Below are 19990 nucleotides of genomic sequence, written 5' to 3'. Positions count from 1 at the left end.
GAAGTGGGTGAGGCGCTGGCTGCGGGCGAGGGCGTCGCAGCAGGGGCGGGTAAGGCGCTCGCCGCCGGCGCGGGCGTTGCCATCGGCGCAGGCGAAGCACTCGCGGCAGGCGCCGGCGAGGCCGGCGAGGGGCTTACTGACGCGGCGGGCGCCGGGCTCGGACTTTGTGCCCGAGCGGCAGACAGACCAAACGACATGGCCGCCGGGATCAGCGCGGCCAGAGCGAGACGACGAAACCTAATCATTCTATTCTCCCCAAGAACTTGGGCACCAAGACCTTGGGCTCCAAGACCTTGCCCACCAAGGCCTAAATCCCGCTTTGCGCCCGGCCGCGCCTCCCGGTTCGCGCGAATGGCGCCGTTCTAACACGCGGGCGCCGAATTCGTCCCATGACAGATGCGTCATGGGCGGCGTCGCGGGCCGCGGCCCGGGCGCTCCGCAGTAAACCGCTGGCCAAGCCGGCAAGGATCGCCATATAAGACGGGCGAAATTCGGGAATTTTCATGAGCGCGCTGGCCAACCACGCATTTGCCAAGATGAACGGCATCGGCAACGAGATCGTCGTTGTCGACATGCGCGATTCCACAGCAAAGGTCACGCCGGACGACGCGCGGGCGGTGGCGTCCGCAAATGGCGGCGTGGCTTACGACCAGCTCATGGTGCTGCAGAAGCCGCGGCTGGACGGCACTGAGGCCTTTATCCGCATCTACAACAATGACGGCTCCGAAGCCGGTGCCTGTGGCAACGGCATGCGCTGCGTCGTGCGCCGCATTTTCGAGAAGAGCGGACAGACCACGGCGACGTTCGAGACGGCTGCGGGCCTGCTCAATTGCTGGCAGGGCCCGACGCCCGACCTCTATACCGTCGACATGGGCGCGCCGAAGTTCGGCTGGCAGGACATTCCGCTGGCGGAAGAGTTTCGCGACACCCGCTACATCGAATTGCAGATCGGGCCGATCGACAATCCGATCCTGCATTCGCCCTCGGTGGTGAACATGGGCAATCCGCACGCGGTCTTCTGGGTCGAGGAGGTCAGCGCCTATGATCTCGAGCGCTTTGGTCCTCTGCTCGAAAACCATCCGATCTTCCCCGAGCGCGCCAATATTACGCTTGCTCACATCGTCGATCGCGACCACATCACGATTCGCACCTGGGAGCGCGGCGCCGGCCTCACCAAGGCCTGCGGTTCGGCAGCCTGCGCCGCGGCTGTCGCCGCGGCGCGGCTGAAGCGCGCCAATCGCAATGTCGAGATCACATTGCCCGGCGGCAAGCTCGCCATCGAATGGCGCGAGCGCGACGACCATGTGCTGATGACGGGCACCGCGACCTTCGAATATGAAGGCAATTTCGATCCGGCGCTGTTCGCGCCGGTCGGCTGATGGCCGTCGACATCGTCACCTTCGGCTGCCGCCTCAACGCCTTCGAGGCCGAGGTGATCCGCCGCGAGGCGGAAGGTGCCGGCCTCTCCGACACCATCGTCATCAACAGCTGCGCCGTCACCAACGAGGCGGTGGCGCAGGCGCGCCAGTCGATCCGCAAATTGAAGCGCGAGCGGCCCGGTGCGCGTATCGTGGTCACCGGCTGCGCCGCGCAAACGCAAAGCGCGATGTTCGCCGACATGGCCGAGGTCGATCGCGTCGTCGGCAATGACGACAAGATGCGCTCGTCCGCATGGCGCGATGCGCGCGATGCATTCGACATCGGTGCCAGCGAGAAGATTGCCGTCAGCGACATCATGGCAGTGAAGGCGATGGCGCCGCATCTGATCGACGGCTTTGCCGCCGGCCTGCCGCGCGTCTTCGTGCAGGTGCAGAACGGCTGCGACCATCGCTGCACCTTCTGCATCATCCCGTTCGGCCGCGGCAACTCGCGCTCGGTGCCGATGGGCGCTGTGGTCGATCAGGTGCGGGCGCTGGTGGAGCGCGGTCACGGCGAGATCGTACTGACCGGCGTCGATCTCACCAGCTACGGCGCCGACCTGCCGGGCGCGCCCAAGCTCGGCATGCTGACCAAGCAGATTTTGCGGCACGTGCCGGACTTGATGCGCCTGCGCATCTCCTCGATCGATTCGATCGAGGCAGATGACGATCTGCTCGATGCCATCGCCGACGATGCGCGACTGATGCCGCATCTGCACCTGTCGCTGCAATCCGGCGACGACCTGATCTTGAAGCGCATGAAGCGGCGGCATTCGCGGCAGGATGCGATCGCGTTCTGCAACCAGGTGCGCCGCCTGCGCCCGGACGTCATTTTTGGCGCCGACATCATCGCGGGCTTCCCGACCGAGACCGAGGACATGTTCTCGCGCTCGCTCGATCTCGTCGAGGAATGTGGTTTGACGTTCCTGCACGTCTTTCCCTACTCGCCACGCCCCGGCACGCCGGCCGCGCGAATGCCGCAGGTTGCGGGCGGCGCGATCAAAGAACGTGCGAAGCGGCTGCGTGCAGCCGGTGAGGCGGCATTTCGGCAGCGACTGCAAGCCGAGATCGGCGCCGCGCGCGAGGTGCTGATCGAGAGCGAAGGCCAGGGACGCACGGAGCATTATCTGCCGGTGGCGATTGCGGGCGAACGTGTGGGCAGTGTCGTGCCGCTCAGGATTGTTGGCAGCGATGGCGAGCGGCTGATCACATAGTCGGTGTCGTCGTCCGGCTTGGCCGGGCGAGGCAGTACGCCGCGGCTTCTCCGTATCTCACAAACGTCTCTGGAATACTGGATCACCCGCCTTCGCGGGTGATGACACCGCCGATATGGTACACGGTGTGCCCTACAGGGCCCGCACCTGCCAGAACCGCAGCGTGCGCCGCGCATTCTCCGTCGTCATTCTCGCAAAATGGCCCTGCGAGCGCGCAAGATCAGCCCGCTTCATCGCGCCCGTCGCAAAACGGCTTTCGAGCACGGCTGCGGTGGTTTCCCAGCTGAGCTGCGCGGCCTTGCACGGCACCAGGAGGCCGTCGTCGCGCAGGCTCTGCATCAGCGGGCGAATCACCTCGACGGTCGATCCGGACAGCGCCGCCAGGGCCGCGACGGTCTCCTCATAGCGCCGCTGCGTGGCGAAGCCGAGTAGCGTCGCTTCGTTGAGCTGGCCGATCGTCTTGAGATTTGCGATGGCCCGCTTGGCGCCTTCGAAATCGCGAACGCCAGACATCTCGCGCTCGACGCCGACGGTGGCGGCGGCAATTGCGCTCTGGATTTCCTCGAACAGATGCGGTGGGGCGCGCGACAACAGGCGGGTGCGCACCGCATCCGTCGCCGAACGCAGCAATCGGCGGCGCAGCTCCGACGGCAAATCGACGCGGACGCCGACGCTGACCGCGAGCTCCGGATCGCTTTCGGCCTGTCCGACGATGATGGCAAATCCGCTGCCGGAGACGCGGGCGCCGGGATTGGCGGCGAGCCGCCGGCTGACGCTGGGATAGCGCCGCGCCAGCAGCGCATCGGTGACGATCTCCCTCAGCCACCAGCGGCCGGCGACCGCGAGCAGATGCGGCTCGCCCTTGGATGATGCGATCTTCACCAGCTCGCCATCGTCGAGGCGCGCGGATTCCTGGAGCACGGGTCCGGCGATACGGATCTCGTCATTGCTGGCGAGGCGGCGGATCACGGATGGCGGCGCCTGCGCGATCGGAGCGAGCTGCGCGCTGATCTCGGCGAGCGCAATTCGGGCGCCGATGTCGGCGACGGCGCGCAGCTCGATGGTGCCAATGAGGCGCTCGAGCACGTCGTCAAACAGCGCGATCTGCTCGTCGTCAAAGCTGGCGGCGGAAGACAGGAACAGGTCCGTGACGCGCCGGGCCGTCTCCAGCCCCTTTTCCGGCGAGCCCATCCGTATCGCGGATTCGACCTCGTCGATGATCGATAGCTCGGCCTTGGACATCACGCGCTGCTCGTCCTGAGCGGTTACAGAAGCTTGTTCTAAGCAACCGCTATCATTAGAGGCGAGCGCTGAACGTTTCGTAAACCATGGGCTTGTTGCCCCTCATCCTGAGGAGCCCGCAAAGCGGGCGTCTCGAAGGATCGAGGCTCAACTGCAACAGCACGGGACTTTCATGGTTCGAGACGGCGCTGACGCGCCTCCTCACCATGAGGGCTGGCTGCCGGGCTAGTCCCCGTGCCATCCGCAGGCGCGGAGGCGCTCGTGCATGTGGGGCGGGGCCGGCGCCACGACGCGGATCGGCTCCTTGTTCCGGGAGATCGGCACCACGATCTCGCGGGAATGCAGGTGCAGGCGCGGCTCGCCGAAGCGCGGGCCGTTGCCGTAAATGTTATCGCCGATGATCGGCCAGCCGGTCGCGGCCGAATGCACCCGCAATTGGTGGGTCCGGCCGGTCACCGGTTCCATGGCGAGCCAGGCGAGGCCCGCGCCCCGGCCCATCACCTTCCAATTGGTGATCGCCTTCTGCCCTTCGGGATCCGGCTTCTGCCACCATCCGCGCTCGGCATTGAGGCGGCCGAGCGGCATGTCGATGGTGCCTTCATCTTCATCAGGGCCGCCCTCGACCACGGTCCAGTAGGTCTTGCCGATCTTGCCGTGCTTGAACAGCAGGCCGAGCGAGGCGGTGGCTTTGCGATGGCGGCCGAGCACGAGACAGCCTGAGGTGTCCTTGTCGAGCCGGTGAGCCAGCACCGGCGGCCGCGGCAGACCGAAGCGCAGCGCGTCGAAGGAGGCTTCGAGGTTCGCCCCGCCCTTGGGGCCGCGATGCACCGGCAGGCCGGCCGGCTTGTCGATGACCAGCATCAAGCCGTCGCGATGGAGCACGCGGGCCAAAATCTCATCAGCGGTCAATTCGGGAACATCGAGCAATTGCAAGACTTTCGTTTAATCGTCGGAACGGCTAACACACCCCCACCATGAACGATACCTCCGAGACCCCCAAGCTGAGCTGGTGGCGCCGCCTGTCCGACGGGCTGAAGCGCACCTCGTCCTCGCTCGGGACCGCGGTCGCCGATCTCGTCACCAAGCGCAAGCTCGATCGCGCCATGCTCGACGACATCGAGGACGTGCTGCTGCGCGCCGATCTCGGCACGCAAGTCGCAGTGCGGATCGCGGATGCCGTCGGTACGGGGCGCTACGACAAGGCGATCTCGGCGGACGAGGTCAAGGACGTGGTCGCCACCGAGGTCGAGAAGGTGCTCGCGCCGGTGGCGAAGCCGCTCGAGATCGATGCGGGCAAGAAGCCGTTCGTCATCCTCGTGGTCGGCGTCAACGGCTCCGGCAAGACCACCACCATCGGCAAGCTGTCGCAAAAATTCGCCTCCGAAGGCCGCAAGGTGATGCTGGCTGCCGGCGACACCTTTCGCGCGGCGGCGATCGAACAGCTCAAGGTCTGGGGCGAGCGCACCAAGACGCCGGTCATCGCCGGCGCGCAAGGCTCGGATTCGGCGAGCCTTGCCTTCAGCGCGCTGACGGCAGCAAAGGAGCAGAGCGCCGACGTCCTCCTGATCGACACCGCGGGTCGGCTTCAGAACAAGGCCGAACTGATGAACGAGCTCGAGAAGGTCGTGCGCGTCATCCGCAAGGTGGATGCCACCGCGCCGCATGCGGTGCTGCTGGTGCTGGATGCCACCGTCGGCCAGAACGCGCTGTCGCAGGTCGAGGCCTTTCACCGCACCGCCGGGGTCACCGGCCTCGTGATGACCAAGCTCGACGGCACCGCGCGCGGCGGCATCCTGGTGGCGCTGGCGGAAAAATTCAAACTGCCGGTGCATTTCATCGGCGTCGGCGAGGGCGTCGACGATCTCGCGCCCTTCACCGCGCGCGATTTCGCCCGCGCGATCGCCGGAATCGAAAGTTGAGAATGGACAAGACCCAGCCGCATCCGTTGTTCAAGCTTGCGACCGAGCTCGGTCCGCTGCTCGTGTTCTTCTTCGTCAATGCCAGGTTCAACCTGTTCGCCGCGACCGGTGCCTTCATGGTGGCAATCGTGGCGGCGATGGCCGCGTCCTATATGGTGACGCGGCACATCCCGATCATGGCGATCGTGACGGCCGTGATCGTGCTGGTGTTCGGCACGCTGACCCTGGTGCTACACGATGAGACCTTCATCAAGGTCAAGCCGACCATCATCTACGGCCTGTTCGCCGCGATCCTCGGCGGCGGCCTGCTGTTCGGCCGCTCCTTCATTGCCGTGATGTTCGATCAGGTGTTCAATCTGACGCCGCACGGCTGGCGCATCCTGACGCTGCGCTGGGCGCTGTTCTTTGCCGGCATGGCGGTGCTGAACGAGATCATCTGGCGCACCCAGAGCACGGACTTCTGGGTGAACTTCAAGGTCTTCGGCGTGACGACGCTGACCATGATCTTCGCCGTCGCCCAGTTGCCGCTGACCAAGCGCTACCACCTTGCGCCGGCGTCGCTGGAAGCGAGCGAGGCCGAGGCGGGAGATGTGAGCAAGGGCTAGGGCGAAACGTCGCCCCACGTACCGCTGTCATTCCCCGCGCAAGCGGGGAATTCAGTACGCCGCGGCTTCTCCGTATACTGCTGACGTCTCTGGAATACTGGATCGCCCGATCAAGTCGGGCGATGACAGTTGAGTGTGTCGCACGAGAGCGCGGAGCTAGCTCCCCGCTTTCAACGCCTTCTCCAGCTGCGGCAATAACACGGTGCGCAGATTGTCCGGCGTGATCGGTCCAACCAGCTTGTAGACGATGGTGCCCTCGGGGCCGACGACGAAGGTCTCCGGCACGCCATAGACGCCCCATTCGATCGAGGCGCGGCCGTTGGCGTCCACGCCGACGCGGCTGAACGGGTTGCCATAGCGCCCGAGGAAGCGCCGCGCGTTGTCGGCCGCGTCCTTGTAGTTGATGCCGACGAGCTGGAAGCGCTTGTCCTTGGCGAGCTCGGTCAGCAGCGGCGCCTCGTCATGGCAGGGCACGCACCAGGACGCCCAGACGTTGACGAGGCTGACCTTGCCCTTGAACGCGGCGGGATCGAGCCCCGGCACCGGCGCATTGTCAGCCTGCAATCCTTCGAGCGGCGGCAGCAGGGTTTGCGGCGCAGGCCGTCCGATCAGCGCGGACGGAATCCGCGAGGGATCGCCGCTGCCGAGCCGAAACCAGAACAGCAGGGCCAGCGCGATGAAGGCGATCAGCGGCAGCACCATCAGGAAGGTGCGACGCTGCTGCGTCGCCTGGCTCGATGGATTGCTCATGATCTGTCCGTCGCGCTGCGGCCGGAGCGGCGGGTAACGCCGCTGCGATCGAGCTCGCGCAGGCGCGCAATCTGGCTGCGGTAGTCGAGCATGACCCAGCCGATCAGGAGCACGACCACGAGGGCCGCTGCGGCATAGGACATCACGATGAACGACGCGTATGGGCCGAGCGTTATCATCACGCAGCCCCAGCTTCTTTTGACGCGTTTTCTTCACGCGAACCGGCGCTTAACTCGCTCGAAAACGCGACGCGGCTCGCCTGCACCATCTGCAGGGAGCGGACACGGCGGCGCAGGATCTCGTTGCGCATCGCAGCTAAGTGCAACGTGACGAACAGCAGCGTGAAGGCGATCGCCATCACCAGCAGCGGGATCAGGAACGATTTGTCGAGTGCCGAGCCGCCGATGCGCATCACCGAGGCCGGCTGATGCAGCGTGTTCCACCAATCGACGGAAAACTTGATGATGGGCAGGTTGATGGCGCCGACCAGCGTCAGCACCGCGGCGGCGCGTGCCGCGCGCGAGGGATCGTCGACCGCGCGCCACAGCGCCATCAGGCCGAGATACATCAGGAACAGGATCAGCACCGATGTCAGCCGCGCGTCCCATTCCCAATAGGTGCCCCACATTGGCCGTCCCCACAGCGAGCCGGTGAGCAGCGCGAGGAAGGTGAAGGCGGCGCCGATCGGCGCTGCCGCTTTGGCGGCGACATCGGCGAGCGGATGCCGCCATACCAACGTGCCCAGCGAGGCGATGCTCATGACGCCCCACACGAACATCGAGAGCCAGGCATTGGGCACGTGGATGAACATGATCTTCACCGTCGCGCCCTGCTGATAATCGTCGGGCGCAAGCGCTGATTGGTACAGGCCGATGGTGAGCAGGATGACGGTCGCAGCCGCAAGCCACGGCAGCAGGCGCGCTGTTAGTGCGAGGAACCGCGTGGGATTGGCGAGGTCGATCAGCGTCATGGTTATTGTGATAATGATCCGGGAGCGCTCAGGCAATCAGCACGAAAGTGCGTCGCGAGAGTTGATGGGGGTCAAGGTGAGGCGAGCTCATCTCAGTCGAGTCCATGCCGCAGGCTCGCCGCCGCCGCGAAAGGGCCGACGACGAGGCTGACCAGCGACACTGCGCAGAGGATCGAGAACGGCGCGCCGAACGTCATGGGACCGACGATCACCGCCTGCGAGGCCGCGACCCCGAAAATCAGCACCGGAATCGACAGCGGCAGCACCAGCACGGCCATCAAAAGCCCGCCGCGATGCAGCGTCACCGCCAACGCCGCGCCGATCATGCCGGTGAAGGTGAGCGCCGGGGTGCCTGCCAGCAGCGTCAGCGCCACCGCGCCGGTTGCGACCATGTCGAGGTTGAGCAAAAGGCCGAGCACCGGGGTTGCGACAATCAGCGGCAGGCCGGCGGCCAGCCAGTGCGCCAGCGCTTTCGCAGCGCAGGCCAGTTCCAGCGGCGTCCGGCTCATCGTGATCAGGTCGAGCGAGCCGTCCTCATGATCGGCCATGAACAGCCGGTCCAGCGTGAGCAGGCTCGCCAGCAGCGCACCGAGCCACAGGATGGCCGGCCCGAGCCGCGACAGCAGCGCCAGATCCGGGCCCACCGCGAACGGCATCAGCACCACCACGGTGAGGAAGAACAGCACGCCAATCAATGCCCCGCCGCCGACGCGAAGCGCGATCCGGATGTCCCGGCGGATGAGCGCGGCAAGGGCGGTCATGGGGGGCTTCCTTCGAGGCCGCGCCCATGCATGGCCGGCTGGCGCCACGGGCAAACTGCGCTCCCTCCCCCCTTGTGGGGGAGGGCTGGGGAGGGGGGTAGCCCCGGGCGGGATGCTCGTCGGAAGCGAACTGCGGGCAACAGAGCGCTCGCCACTTCAACGCTAGAACCGAAAGGCCGCGCCGTGTGGCACCCCCCTCCCGGACCCTCCCCCACAAGGGGGGAGGGAATGGAGAGAGCCGTGCCCAGCCGCTCGGAAAGCTGAGGGTCGGGTCCGATCACGCCATACCCCCGATCCGCAGCTCGCGCGAGTCGATCCCCAGCGGGGCGTGGGTGGCGGCGATGATGAGGCCGCCGCTTGCCAAGTGCTCTCGCATCAATCCGGAAAACATGTTCTGACCGCCGGCATCCAGCGCCGTGGTCGGCTCGTCCAGCAGCCAGACCGGGCGGCGCACCGTCAGCAGCCGGGCCAATGACAACCGGCGGCGCTGGCCCGCGGAGAGGAAGGCGGCCGGCAGGTGGGTGGCGTGGTCGAGGCCGACCTTGGTGAGGCTCTCGGCGGCATCGCAGCGCTCGCCGCCGAGAAAATCAGCCCAGAATGCCAGATTTTCCGTCACACTCAGCGCCGGCTTCAGTGCATCGCGATCGCCGAGATAATGGCACTGCTCCGGCAGCGTCAGCTCGCCATCGCCCCCGTCCAGCGCGATCGTCCCGCCGGCCGGAATGAGCAGGCCGGCGATCAGCCGCAGCAGCGAAGTCTTGCCCGATCCGTTGCGGCCGACGACCGCCAGGGCTTCGCCCGAGGCGGCCGCAAAATCGAGGCTGGCGAACACCTCGCGTCCGCCCCGCACGCATCTGAGTCCGCTGCCGGAAAGCCGCATCTCGCTTCGTTTCAACCCGCTCAAAGCCGGGCCTCAGGAAATCTTGGGGTAGCGCATGGGAATTTTTGGCTCGCGAATTGCTGCGGCACGATTGTGGCTGTGGCGGCGCGGTTAGAAAGCTTCTATAAGCCCGGAACTACTTGATGCAGCAACTCAACCTGCCCCTGCAAGCGGCCCAGCCTGATACGCTGACGGTGTTAAAATACCCTGCCGGGTATAACTAGCAATTGGGATTCCTACATGACCTCGCTCGACAGCTTCAAATGCAAAAAGACCCTCAAGGTCGGCGCCAAGACCTATGTCTATTACAGCCTGCCCACGGCCGAGAAGAATGGTCTGAAGGGAATTTCGAAACTTCCCTATTCGATGAAGGTCCTGCTCGAGAACCTGCTGCGCAACGAGGACGGCCGCTCGGTCAAGAAAGAAGACATCGTCGCCGTCTCGAAATGGCTGCGCAAGAAGTCGCTGGAGCATGAGATCGCATTCCGCCCGGCGCGCGTCCTGATGCAGGACTTCACCGGCGTGCCCGCGGTGGTCGACCTCGCCGCGATGCGCAACGCGATGCAGAAGCTCGGCGGCGAGCCGGAGAAGATCAATCCGCTGGTCCCCGTCGATCTCGTCATCGACCATTCCGTGATCGTGAACTTCTTCGGCGACAACAAGGCTTTCGGCAAGAACGTCACCGAGGAATACAAGCAGAATCAGGAGCGCTATGAGTTCCTGAAGTGGGGCCAGAAGGCGTTCTCGAACTTCTCCGTCGTGCCGCCCGGCACCGGCATCTGCCACCAGGTCAATCTGGAATATCTGGCCCAGACGGTCTGGACCAAGAAGGAAAAGATGACGGTCGGCAAGAAGACCGGCACCTTCGAGGTCGCTTATCCCGACTCGCTGGTCGGCACCGATTCCCACACCACCATGGTCAACGGCCTGGCCGTGCTCGGCTGGGGCGTCGGCGGCATCGAGGCGGAAGCCTGCATGCTCGGCCAGCCGCTGTCGATGCTGCTGCCCAACGTCGTCGGCTTCAAGCTGAAGGGCGCGCTGAAGGAGGGCGTCACCGCGACCGACCTTGTGCTGACCGTGACGCAGATGCTGCGCAAGCTCGGCGTCGTCGGCAAGTTCGTCGAGTTCTTCGGCCCCGGTCTCGACCATCTCTCCGTCGCCGACAAGGCGACCATCGCCAACATGGCCCCTGAGTATGGCGCGACCTGCGGCTTCTTCCCGGTCGACGCCGCCGCGCTCGACTATCTCAAGACCTCCGGCCGGGCCTCGGCGCGCGTTGCGCTGGTGCAGGCCTATGCGAAGGCGCAAGGGCTCTTCCGCACCGCCAAATCGCCCGACCCGCTGTTCACGGAAACGCTGACGCTCGACCTCGGCGACGTCGTGCCGTCGCTGGCCGGCCCGAAGCGCCCCGAAGGCCGCATTGCGCTGCCCACGGTCGCGGAAGGCTTTTCGCTCGCGCTCAGCAGCGAGTACAAGAAGGCCGAGGAGCCTGCGAAGCGCTTCCCCGTCGAAGGCAAGAATTTCGATCTCGGCCATGGCGACGTCGTGATCGCCGCGATCACCTCGTGCACCAACACCTCGAATCCGAGCGTCCTGATCGGGGCCGGCCTGCTCGCACGCAATGCGGCAGCGAAGGGCCTCAAGGCGAAGCCGTGGGTGAAGACCTCGCTTGCCCCGGGCAGCCAGGTAGTCGCGGAATATCTCGCCAATTCCGGCCTTCAGGCCGACCTCGACAAGGTCGGCTTCAACCTGGTCGGCTTCGGCTGCACCACCTGCATCGGCAATTCCGGTCCGCTGCCGGAGGAGATCTCGAAGTCGATCAACGACAACGGCATCGTCGCGGCCGCCGTGCTCTCCGGCAACCGCAATTTCGAGGGCCGCGTCTCGCCGGACGTGCAGGCGAACTATCTGGCCTCGCCGCCGCTGGTCGTCGCCTACGCGCTCGCGGGCAGCGTGACCAAGAACCTCGCCACCGAGCCGCTCGGCGAAGGCAAGGACGGCAAGGCGGTGTACCTGAAGGACATCTGGCCGACGACGAAAGAAATCAACGCCTTCATGAAGAGGTTCGTGACCGCGTCGATCTTCAAGAAGAAGTATGCCGACGTGTTCAAGGGCGACACCAACTGGCGCAAGATCAAGACGGTCGAGAGCGAGACCTATCGCTGGAACATGAGCTCGACCTACGTGCAGAACCCGCCATATTTCGACGGCATGAAGAAGGAGCCGGAGCCGGTCACCGACATCGTCGAGGCGCGCATCCTCGCCATGTTCGGCCACAAGATCACCACCGACCACATCTCGCCGGCCGGCTCGATCAAGCTCACCTCGCCCGCGGGCAAATATCTCAGCGAGCACCAGGTGCGCCCTGCCGACTTCAACCAGTACGGCACGCGCCGCGGCAACCACGAAGTCATGATGCGCGGCACCTTCGCCAACATTCGCATCAAGAACTTCATGCTGAAGGGCGCCGACGGCAACATTCCGGAAGGCGGTCTGACCAAGCACTGGCCCGACGGCGAGCAGATGTCGATCTACGACGCCGCGATGAAGTACCAGGAAGAGAAGGTGCCGCTGGTGGTGTTCGCCGGCGCCGAATATGGCAACGGCTCCTCGCGCGACTGGGCCGCAAAGGGCACGCGCCTGCTCGGCGTTCGCGCGGTGATTTGCCAGAGCTTCGAGCGCATCCACCGCTCGAACTTGGTCGGCATGGGCGTGCTGCCGCTGACCTTCGAGGAGGGCACCTCGTGGCAGTCGCTGGGTCTCAAGGGCGACGAGAAGGTCACGCTGCGCGGCCTCGTCGGCGACCTCAAGCCGCGCCAGAAGCTGACCGCCGAGATCGTCTCCGGCGACGGTTCATTGCAGCGCGTTTCGCTGCTTTGCCGCATCGATACGCTGGACGAGCTCGACTACTACCGCAACGGCGGCATTCTGCACTACGTGCTGCGCAAGCTCGCGGCCTAAGCGCGGATTTGTGAACGATGGCTCACTGCGAAGTGAGTAGAAGCCTGAACGAAGGCGGCCTATCAAAAGGCCGCCTTCGCGCGTTTGCGGCACGTTTCGGATGGGCCCGGCCGGTGGAAAACCTCCTCCTGGACGGTTGCCTGGAAGGACGAATGTGCCGCGCCCCGTAAGACTACGGTGACCATCAGGCGATAAGATTCCCTCTCACAAGCAATGGTGTGCGGCGTTCGACATGACAACAATGACGGCTTCTCATCCGGTTTCACGTTGGTCCAGTGCCCTCTGGTCGGGTGCTCTCGGCATCTGTGCGATCGTCGCCGTCATCCGCCCCGCCGAGGCTGATCCCCGCGCCGTTGTCGAATTGTTTACCTCGCAGGGTTGCTCGTCCTGTCCGCCCGCCGACAAGATCATCGGCGATCTGTCCAAAGATCCCTCGGTCATCGCGTTGAGCATGCCGATCGACTATTGGGACTATCTCGGCTGGAAGGACACGCTGGCGGATTCACGCTTCTCTGCACGGCAGCGTGCCTACTCGCGCGTGCGCGGCGACCGTGAGGTCTACACGCCGCAGGTCGTCGTCAATGGCTCGACCCATGTCATCGGCAGCGATCGGACCGGCATCGAGAATGCAATCGGTAAGACCGACAAGGGCACGGGAGTGATGAGCGTGCCGGTGACGATGTCGCTTGCGGGCAAGCAGATCAACGTCTCGGTGGCCGGGAGCAACGAGCCCACGGTCTCGCATGGCGAGGTCTGGATCTGCTCGATCGCCAAGTCGGTGCCCATCACGATCACCCGCGGCGAAAATCGCGGACAGCAGGTCACCTATCACAACGTCGTACGCAACCTGCTGAAGGTCGGCGACTGGACCGGCCGTCCGGAAAGCTGGACGGTGCCGATCGAGAATCTCACGCGCGATGGCGTCGACGGCGCGGTGGTCTATGTCCAGGATGGCAGCCGAGAGAAGCCGGGCCCGATGCTGGGCGCGGCGTACACGTCGCTGCACTGATTTCTTGGCGTCGTACTCTGCTTTCAATCCTCATGGTGAGGAGCGCGCCCTTGCGCGCGTCTCGAACCATGAAAGGCCCCCCGCTGATGCAATGGGCCTCCATCCTTCGAGACGCCGCGCAAGAGCGCGGCCTTCAGGATGAGGAGAGACAGCTTTTGTGCGGATCATAGAGTGCGAATCAGAGACAAGTTCGCAGGACCAGGAACATCCCGATCCAAACAAAAAAGGACCAACTTGCGTTGGCCCTCCTTGCCGTGCGTACAGACCCGATCCTGTCGACCCCGGGGGGCTGGGGGCTGAGGAATCCGGAACCGAAGGACCGGGTCAACGCACGTAAGTCTTTTCGCAATGCAGGGCGGCAGTCGCTAGGCGGAAAAGCGGCGATACTATGATTCCTGCTAACGATGCCGTGACGGTTTGCCGCGACAGAGTTCCACCGCTGCGTGTGTTCGGATCCGCAACCGATTCCATTGGTTGAGCAAGGGAGCCCCTTGCGGCGCGGTACGGTTGGCGCGATCATGCAATTGTCATGAGCGCAGTTCCCGGGACGGTCTTCGGGGATGCGGGGTCATGTCGCGCGATCAGGAGGCGCTTCCCATGAGTCTGATGTCGGAGGATGCCGCTCCGAGCGAGCAGCGCGCGGCGACGCGCCCCGCCGCTGCGACGCCGCTGCCGAACCGGGTGACGTTCAACCGCCTCGAACTGCACCGGATTCTCAATCTCTATGGCCGCATGGTCGCCGACGGCGAGTGGCGCGACTACGCCATCGACTTCCTGAAGGACCGCGCCGTGTTCTCGGTCTATCGCCGCGCCTCGGAAGTGCCGATCTATCGCATCGAGAAGGACCCGCGGCTCGCGCGCAAGCAGGGCATGTACAGCGTGATCTCGGCGACCGGCCTGATCCTGCGCCGCGGTCACGAGCTCGAGCGCGTGCTGCTGGTGATCGATCGCAAGCTGGCGGTGGTGTAGGCGGCGTCGGGTGGGCGCAACGCGCCTACTTCCCCGGCACCGTGCTTGCACCCTCGCCGAGGGCGCGCTGCATCATCACCGTATCGAGCCAGCGGCCGAATTTCAGCCCGACATTGGGATGCGTGCCGATCATCTTGAAGCCGCTCTTGGCGTGAACGCCGATCGAGCCGGCATTGGCGGAATCGCCGATCACCGCGATCATCTGCCGAAAGCCGCGCGCCTCGCATTCGGTGATCAGCCGCTCCAGCAGCAGAGAGCCGACACCGCGGCGGTGGAACGAGGGATCGAGATAGATCGAATTCTCCACCGTGAAGCGGTAGGCCGGCCGCGGCCGGTAGGCACCGGCATAGGCATAGCCGGCGACGCGACGATCAAGGATCGCCACGAAATAGGGATAGCCGCCGTCGATCAGTGCGCGATAGCGGCGCGTCATCTCGGCAACATCGGGCGGCTCCAACTCGAACGTCGCGGTGCCCTCGCGGACGGCCTGCTGGTAAATGGCGGTGATGGCGGGAAGATCGGCCTCGAGCGCGGGCCTGATTTCGGGTGCGGACATGGCGGCAAGATTAGAGCCTTCCCGCGGCCGCTGGAAGAGGGCAGGGCTGCTTCCCAGCCGTCATTGCAGGCGCAGCAGCCTCGATCTTCTCCGCTGTCATGCCCCGCCTAGTGCGCAATTGCGCACGGGGGCGGGGCATCCAGTACGCCGCGGCTCCTCGGCTTATCACGAACGTCTCTGGATACTGGATCGCCCGCCGGAGCCCGTCATCGGGCCCGCCAAAGGCGAGACCCGGTGGCGGGCGACGACACCGGGTATGTGACGACATCTGCCCCAAACAAAAACCCCGGCCTTTCGGCCGGGGCTGATGTCGTTCTCTCAGCCTATCGCTTAATCGCGCTGGCCGAGGAGCTGCAACAGCAGCGTGAACAGGTTGATGAAGTTCAGGTACAGCGATAGCGCGCCGGTGATGGCCGCACGCTCTGCGATGTCACCGCCGGCCGAGGCGTAGCCGTAGATGTAGTCGTTCTTCAGCCGCTGGGTATCCCAGGCGGTGAGGCCCGCAAACACCAGCACGCCGACCACCGACACGATGAACTGCAGCATCGAGCTCGCCAGGAACAGGTTGACCAGGCTCGCGATGACGATGCCGATCAGGCCCATGAACAGGAACGAGCCCATGCCAGTCAGGTCACGCTTGGTGGTGTAGCCGTAGAGGCTCAGCGCACCGAAGGTGGCTGCGGTGATGAAGAACACCCGCACGATCGAGGTGTGCGTGAACACCAGGAAGATCGACGACAGCGAGATGCCCATCAGCGCCGAGAAAACCCAGAACAGGATCTGGGCAGTCGAGGGTGCCAGACGGTTGATGCCCGCCGAGATCACGAACACCATCGCGAGCGGCGCCAGCATGAACAGCCACTTCAGGGGGCTCACGAACATCGCGTAGCCGAACGGCGTCAGGAACAGCTTGCCGACGCGGACGGCTTCCGGCGTCGGGACATCCGTCACGGCGGCCATGTAGACGCCGAGCGCCGCCAGGCCCGTGATGGCCAGGCCAATGCTCATGTAATTGTAGATGCGCAGCATATAGGCGCGCAGGCCGGCATCGACCGTCGCGGCGTCAACACGCCCGGCGGCCCTGCCGAAAGGAGAAGCGTAGTTACGGTCTAGGTCCGACATGGTCGAATTCCCGTTGGTTGGTCCGGTCCGGCACGAGGGTCGCCATGCCGCCGGTTCGTCAGTTCTATCTCGGATACCGATGCCAGCCGACTAAATTCTGGCTCACAATCGGGGCTCCGAACCCACTCGATATGTGGGAAACTAACACATTCACCGCAACCGTCCACGCGCGGCCGAATGTCGCCCTCGGCCACAATCCTGACGGGAGGACGTGGTTAACCGCAGGAATCGTGCGATTCCGCTCCCGCGCGGTCAGCCGCTACCTTTTGTCACAAATTCCGCAACACCGTCGCGGGCTTTTTGTTCAATGCCAGCAACGTGCCGGCGAGCCCGAGCCCGACCGTGACGACGAGCGCGGCCGCGACCACGCCGGCCGCGCTGCCGGCCTGCCAGACGAAACTCAGCGTCATCAGCCGCGTCACGATCATCCAGGCCGCGATGCTGCCGGCGATCACGCCGAACAAGGCGGTGGCGAGCCCGATCAGGAGGTATTCGAGTGCATAGGCGCCGAGCAGCCGCAGCCGCGTCGCGCCCAGCGTCTTCAGGATCACCGCATCATAGACCCGGTGGCGATGACCAGCGGCGAGCGCCCCGCCGAGCACCAGGATCGCCGAGATCAGGGTCACGGCGCTGGCGCCGCGGATCGCCAGCGCCAGGTTGGTCACCACCGAGCCGACCGTCTCCATCACCTCGCGCACGCGCACGCTGGTCACCATCGGATAGGCATCCGCCACCTGCTTGATGATCTGGCCGTCGCCCGCAGCATTGCCGTCGGCTTCAGTCAACGTTGCGATATGGGTATGCGGCGCGCCCTTGAAGGCGTTGGGCGAGAACACAAGGACGAAGTTGATACCGAGGCCCTGCCAGTCGATGGTGCGCAGATTGCCGATTTTAGCCGGGATGTCGCGGCCGAGCACGTTGACCACGACCTCGTCGCCAAGCTTGAGGCCGAGACCGTCAGCAATCTTCTTTTCCATCGAGACCAGCGGCGGGCCGGAATAGTCGGCGCTCCACCATTCGCCCTCGACCACCTTGGAACCCTTCGGCAGCTCGCCGGTGTAGGTCAGGCCACGGTCGCTCTGCAGCACCCATTCGGAATCGGTGGAGGGCTTGAGCTCCTCGGCGCGCAACCCGCGCGCGCCGACGATGCGGCCGCGCAGCATCGGCACGTCCTCGACCTTGGCGCCGGGAGCGATCTGGCGCAGATAACCGTCGAACTGCTCGGCTTGCGCGCTCGGGATGTCGATGAAGAAGAACGATGGCGCCTGATCGGGGAGCGCGGCCAGAAACTGCCGACGCAAATTGCCGTCGATCTGGGTGATGGTGACAAGCACGGCGAGCCCGAGCCCCAGCGACAGCACGACGGACGGCGTCAGCGCGCCCGGCCGGTGGATGTTGGCGATGGCGAGCCGCAGCATCGGCAGCTGCGTTCGCGGCAGCCGCCGAGCGATGGCCATCAGCAAGGCGGCGATGCCGCGCAGCAGGGCGAACACGACGATGGAGGACGCCACGAACACCGCGGCGATGCGCTTGTCGAATGAGAGACCGATCACGACGGCAACGAGCAGGACGATCACAACGCCCATGAACACGAGGTAGCCCAGGCGCGGCCGGTGCCATTCGGAGCTGATGGTGTCGCGGAACAGCGCGGCCACGGGCACGTCGTGGACGCGGCCGAGCGGCCAGAGGCCGAAGGCCAGCGCGGTGAGCAGGCCATAGATGAAGGACAACGCGAGCTCGTCGGCATGCACGGCCGGCACGACCGGCAGCGGCAACAGCTTGCCGAACAGGCCGACGATGGCGAAGGGCATCGCGGCGCCGAGCGCAAGGCCGATCGCCGAGCCGATCGCAGCGAGCAGGATCACCTGCGCGAGATAGATGCCGAACACGTCGCGGCCCGTGGCGCCGACGGCTTTGAAGGCCGCGATCACCTCGAGCTTCCGGTCGATATGACTCTTCACGGCATTGGCAACCCCGACGCCGCCGACCAGCAGCGCGGCGAGCCCGACCAGCGTTAGGAATTGGGTGAAACGATTGATGTTGCGCTCGAGCTGCGGCGAGGCGTTGGAGCGGCTGCGGATCTCCCAGCCGGCCTGCGGCGCGGCATTGCGCGCATCGGTGATGAAAGTCTCGGTGGCGCGTTCGTTGTTGGCGGCGTCAGGCAGCTTCACCCGGTAGACCCAGCGAACCAGGCTGCCCGGCTGGATCAGGCCGGTGGCGTGCAGGCCCGCCTCGCTGATCAGGAAGCGCGGGCCGAAGCCGATGCCGCCGGCGAGCTTGTCCGGTTCGGCCTCGACGGTGCTGCGGATCTCGAACGTCGCCGAGCCGATGGTGACGCGGTCGCCGGTCTTGAGCGACAGCCGCGCCAGCAGCGTCGGATCGGCGGCAGCGCCGAACGCGCCGTCGCGCATCGCCAGCAGCTCGGACATCGGCAGCGGCGGCGCAAGTTTCAGCTGGCCGAGCATCGGATAGCTGTCGTCGACCGCCTTCATCTCGACCAGCGCCAGCTTGCCGTCCGTCGAGCGCGCCATGCCGCGCAAGGTCGCGGCGGTCGACACGGTGCCGCGCGAGCGCAGGAAGGCGACTTCTTCCGGCTTGGCCTCGCGCTGGAACAGCACGAACGAAACGTCGCCGCCGAGCAGGGTGCGGCCTTCGCGGGCAAGACCGTCGGAGAGGCTCGCCGAGACCGAGCCGACGCCGGCGATCGCCATCACGCCGAGCGCGATGCAGGCGATGAAGACGTAGAAGCCGCGCAGGCCGCCGCGCAATTCGCGCAATGCGTAGCGCAGCGAGAGCGCGACGCCATTAGGCCTCGCCAACGGTTCGGCAGCCGTGCTCATGCCGGCGCAGTCTGGGTGTCGATGCGCCCGGAGCGCAGGCGGATCACGCGATCGCAGCGGTGCGCGAGCGAGGAATCGTGCGTGACCAGCACCAGCGTCATGCCGCGCTCGGCATGCTTGCTGAACAGGAGATCGACGATCTGCTGTCCGGTGGCCTCATCCAGATTGCCGGTCGGCTCGTCGGCGACGAGGATGGCGGGATCGGGCGCCAGCGCGCGCGCGAGCGCAACGCGCTGCTGCTCGCCGCCGGAAAGCTGCGTCGGATAATGATGCAATCGATCGCCGAGCCCGACCGATTGCAGCTCCTGCGCCGCACGCCTGGCGGCGTCCGGATTGCCGGCGAGCTCGAGCGGCACCGCAACGTTCTCCAGCGCCGTCATGGTCGGGATCAGATGGAAGGATTGGAAGACGATGCCGACCTGGCGGCCGCGGAAGCGGGCCAGCGCGTCCTCGTCGAGGGCATTGAAAGGCGTACCATTGACCACCACCTCTCCGCTATCAGGACGCTCCAGCCCGGCCATCACCATCAGCAGCGTGGATTTGCCCGAGCCTGACGGGCCGATCAGGCCGATCGTTTCGCTGCGGCCCACACGCAGGCTGATATCCTTGAGGATGTGAACGCGTGCCGCACCCGTGCCCAATGAGAGATTGACGTTGGAGATGGCGATGGTGTCCGGCGCGGTGCCGGCGAGCGAAGAGGTTTCGATGCGAGTGTCCATGGTCCGGTCATATGGCAACTCCGCTGGCGCGGTCGAGAGGCGTTACGGATTGTTC

Annotated in this window: 18 protein-coding genes and 1 pseudogene; 7 read left to right on the top strand and 12 right to left on the bottom strand. The window is 65.4% G+C overall.

The window, feature by feature from the left end:
* Window positions 1–245, bottom strand: a pseudogene (locus IVA92_RS18485) (AraC family transcriptional regulator); the annotation flags it as partial.
* Between the two features lie 258 nt (window positions 246–503).
* Here IVA92_RS18485 and dapF point away from each other — a divergent pair.
* Both dapF and mtaB read left to right on the top strand, forming a co-directional pair.
* A complete protein-coding gene (gene dapF, locus IVA92_RS18480; protein ID WP_247281264.1) occupies window positions 504–1379 on the top strand; it encodes a diaminopimelate epimerase in 876 nt (291 codons plus the stop codon).
* Window positions 1379–2632, top strand: a complete 1254-nt coding sequence (gene mtaB / locus IVA92_RS18475) for a tRNA (N(6)-L-threonylcarbamoyladenosine(37)-C(2))-methylthiotransferase MtaB (RefSeq protein WP_247281263.1) — start codon at window positions 1379–1381, stop codon at window positions 2630–2632. Before dapF ends, mtaB begins: the two co-directional genes overlap by 1 nt.
* Before the next feature lie 132 nt (window positions 2633–2764).
* On the opposite strand, the gene IVA92_RS18470 is transcribed toward mtaB, so the two are convergent.
* Together IVA92_RS18470 and IVA92_RS18465 are read right to left on the bottom strand one after the other, a co-directional pair.
* Window positions 2765–3874 carry a DUF2336 domain-containing protein gene (locus tag IVA92_RS18470; RefSeq protein WP_247281262.1) on the bottom strand — a complete coding sequence of 370 codons (1110 nt, stop codon included), beginning with the start codon at window positions 3872–3874 and terminating at the stop codon, window positions 2765–2767.
* Between the two features lie 225 nt (window positions 3875–4099).
* Window positions 4100–4801, bottom strand: coding sequence for an RNA pseudouridine synthase (locus IVA92_RS18465; protein WP_247281266.1), 702 nt, complete (start codon window positions 4799–4801; stop codon window positions 4100–4102).
* A 47-nt stretch (window positions 4802–4848) separates the two neighbouring features.
* Here IVA92_RS18465 and ftsY point away from each other — a divergent pair, with 47 nt between their 5' ends.
* Both ftsY and IVA92_RS18455 read left to right on the top strand, forming a co-directional pair.
* Complete coding sequence (gene ftsY / locus IVA92_RS18460; RefSeq protein ID WP_247281261.1) at window positions 4849–5793, top strand: signal recognition particle-docking protein FtsY; 945 nt, start codon at window positions 4849–4851, stop codon at window positions 5791–5793.
* 2 nt (window positions 5794–5795) lie between these two features.
* Window positions 5796–6398, top strand: a complete 603-nt coding sequence (locus IVA92_RS18455; protein WP_247281260.1) for a septation protein A — start codon at window positions 5796–5798, stop codon at window positions 6396–6398.
* A 156-nt stretch (window positions 6399–6554) separates the two neighbouring features.
* On the opposite strand, the gene IVA92_RS18450 is transcribed toward IVA92_RS18455, so the two are convergent.
* From IVA92_RS18450 to ccmA, 5 genes are all read right to left on the bottom strand, one after another.
* Entirely contained in the window at window positions 6555–7148 is a 594-nt protein-coding gene (locus tag IVA92_RS18450) for a DsbE family thiol:disulfide interchange protein (protein WP_247281259.1), read from the bottom strand.
* Window positions 7145–7330, bottom strand: a complete 186-nt coding sequence (gene ccmD, locus IVA92_RS18445; RefSeq protein ID WP_247281258.1) for a heme exporter protein CcmD — start codon at window positions 7328–7330, stop codon at window positions 7145–7147. The genes IVA92_RS18450 and ccmD overlap by 4 nt, the downstream gene beginning before the upstream one ends.
* Entirely contained in the window at window positions 7327–8118 is a 792-nt protein-coding gene (locus IVA92_RS18440; RefSeq protein WP_247281257.1) for a heme ABC transporter permease, read from the bottom strand. The genes ccmD and IVA92_RS18440 overlap by 4 nt, the downstream gene beginning before the upstream one ends.
* Before the next feature lie 92 nt (window positions 8119–8210).
* Window positions 8211–8879, bottom strand: a complete 669-nt coding sequence (gene ccmB, locus IVA92_RS18435) for a heme exporter protein CcmB (RefSeq protein ID WP_247281256.1) — start codon at window positions 8877–8879, stop codon at window positions 8211–8213.
* 277 nt (window positions 8880–9156) lie between these two features.
* On the bottom strand, window positions 9157–9759 hold the full coding sequence (gene ccmA / locus IVA92_RS18430) for a heme ABC exporter ATP-binding protein CcmA (RefSeq protein ID WP_247281255.1): 603 nt from the start codon (window positions 9757–9759) through the stop codon (window positions 9157–9159).
* A 240-nt stretch (window positions 9760–9999) separates the two neighbouring features.
* On the opposite strand from ccmA, the gene acnA reads away from it, so the two are divergent.
* The 3 genes from acnA to IVA92_RS18415 all read left to right on the top strand — a co-directional run bounded on the left by acnA (window position 10000) and on the right by IVA92_RS18415 (window position 14698).
* On the top strand, window positions 10000–12720 hold the full coding sequence (acnA, locus tag IVA92_RS18425; RefSeq protein ID WP_247281254.1) for an aconitate hydratase AcnA: 2721 nt from the start codon (window positions 10000–10002) through the stop codon (window positions 12718–12720).
* 232 nt (window positions 12721–12952) lie between these two features.
* Window positions 12953–13729, top strand: a complete 777-nt coding sequence (locus tag IVA92_RS18420; protein WP_247281253.1) for a DUF1223 domain-containing protein — start codon at window positions 12953–12955, stop codon at window positions 13727–13729.
* Window positions 13730–14326: 597 nt separating this feature from the next.
* Window positions 14327–14698: a DUF2794 domain-containing protein gene (locus tag IVA92_RS18415; protein ID WP_247281252.1), complete on the top strand. Its 372-nt coding sequence runs from the start codon at window positions 14327–14329 to the stop codon at window positions 14696–14698.
* Between the two features lie 25 nt (window positions 14699–14723).
* Here IVA92_RS18415 and IVA92_RS18410 read toward each other — a convergent pair whose 3' ends face one another.
* The 4 genes from IVA92_RS18410 to IVA92_RS18395 all read right to left on the bottom strand — a co-directional run bounded on the left by IVA92_RS18410 (window position 14724) and on the right by IVA92_RS18395 (window position 19935).
* Window positions 14724–15254, bottom strand: a complete 531-nt coding sequence (locus IVA92_RS18410) for a GNAT family N-acetyltransferase (RefSeq protein WP_247281251.1) — start codon at window positions 15252–15254, stop codon at window positions 14724–14726.
* A 330-nt stretch (window positions 15255–15584) separates the two neighbouring features.
* The gene (locus IVA92_RS18405; RefSeq protein WP_247281250.1) at window positions 15585–16376 is read right to left on the bottom strand and encodes a Bax inhibitor-1/YccA family protein; all 792 of its coding nucleotides are present in this window, start codon (window positions 16374–16376) and stop codon (window positions 15585–15587) included.
* Between the two features lie 269 nt (window positions 16377–16645).
* A complete protein-coding gene (locus tag IVA92_RS18400) occupies window positions 16646–19216 on the bottom strand; it encodes an FtsX-like permease family protein (protein WP_247281249.1) in 2571 nt (856 codons plus the stop codon).
* Window positions 19213–19935 carry an ABC transporter ATP-binding protein gene (locus IVA92_RS18395; protein ID WP_247281248.1) on the bottom strand — a complete coding sequence of 241 codons (723 nt, stop codon included), beginning with the start codon at window positions 19933–19935 and terminating at the stop codon, window positions 19213–19215. The genes IVA92_RS18400 and IVA92_RS18395 overlap by 4 nt, the downstream gene beginning before the upstream one ends.
* Between the last annotated feature and the right edge of the window lie 55 nt (window positions 19936–19990).

The organism is Bradyrhizobium sp. 154 (assembly GCF_023073875.1).
GTDB lineage: Bacteria > Pseudomonadota > Alphaproteobacteria > Rhizobiales > Xanthobacteraceae > Bradyrhizobium.
Note: the sequence above shows the minus strand (reverse complement) of the source record. Positions and strands in the feature narration are given on the sequence as shown.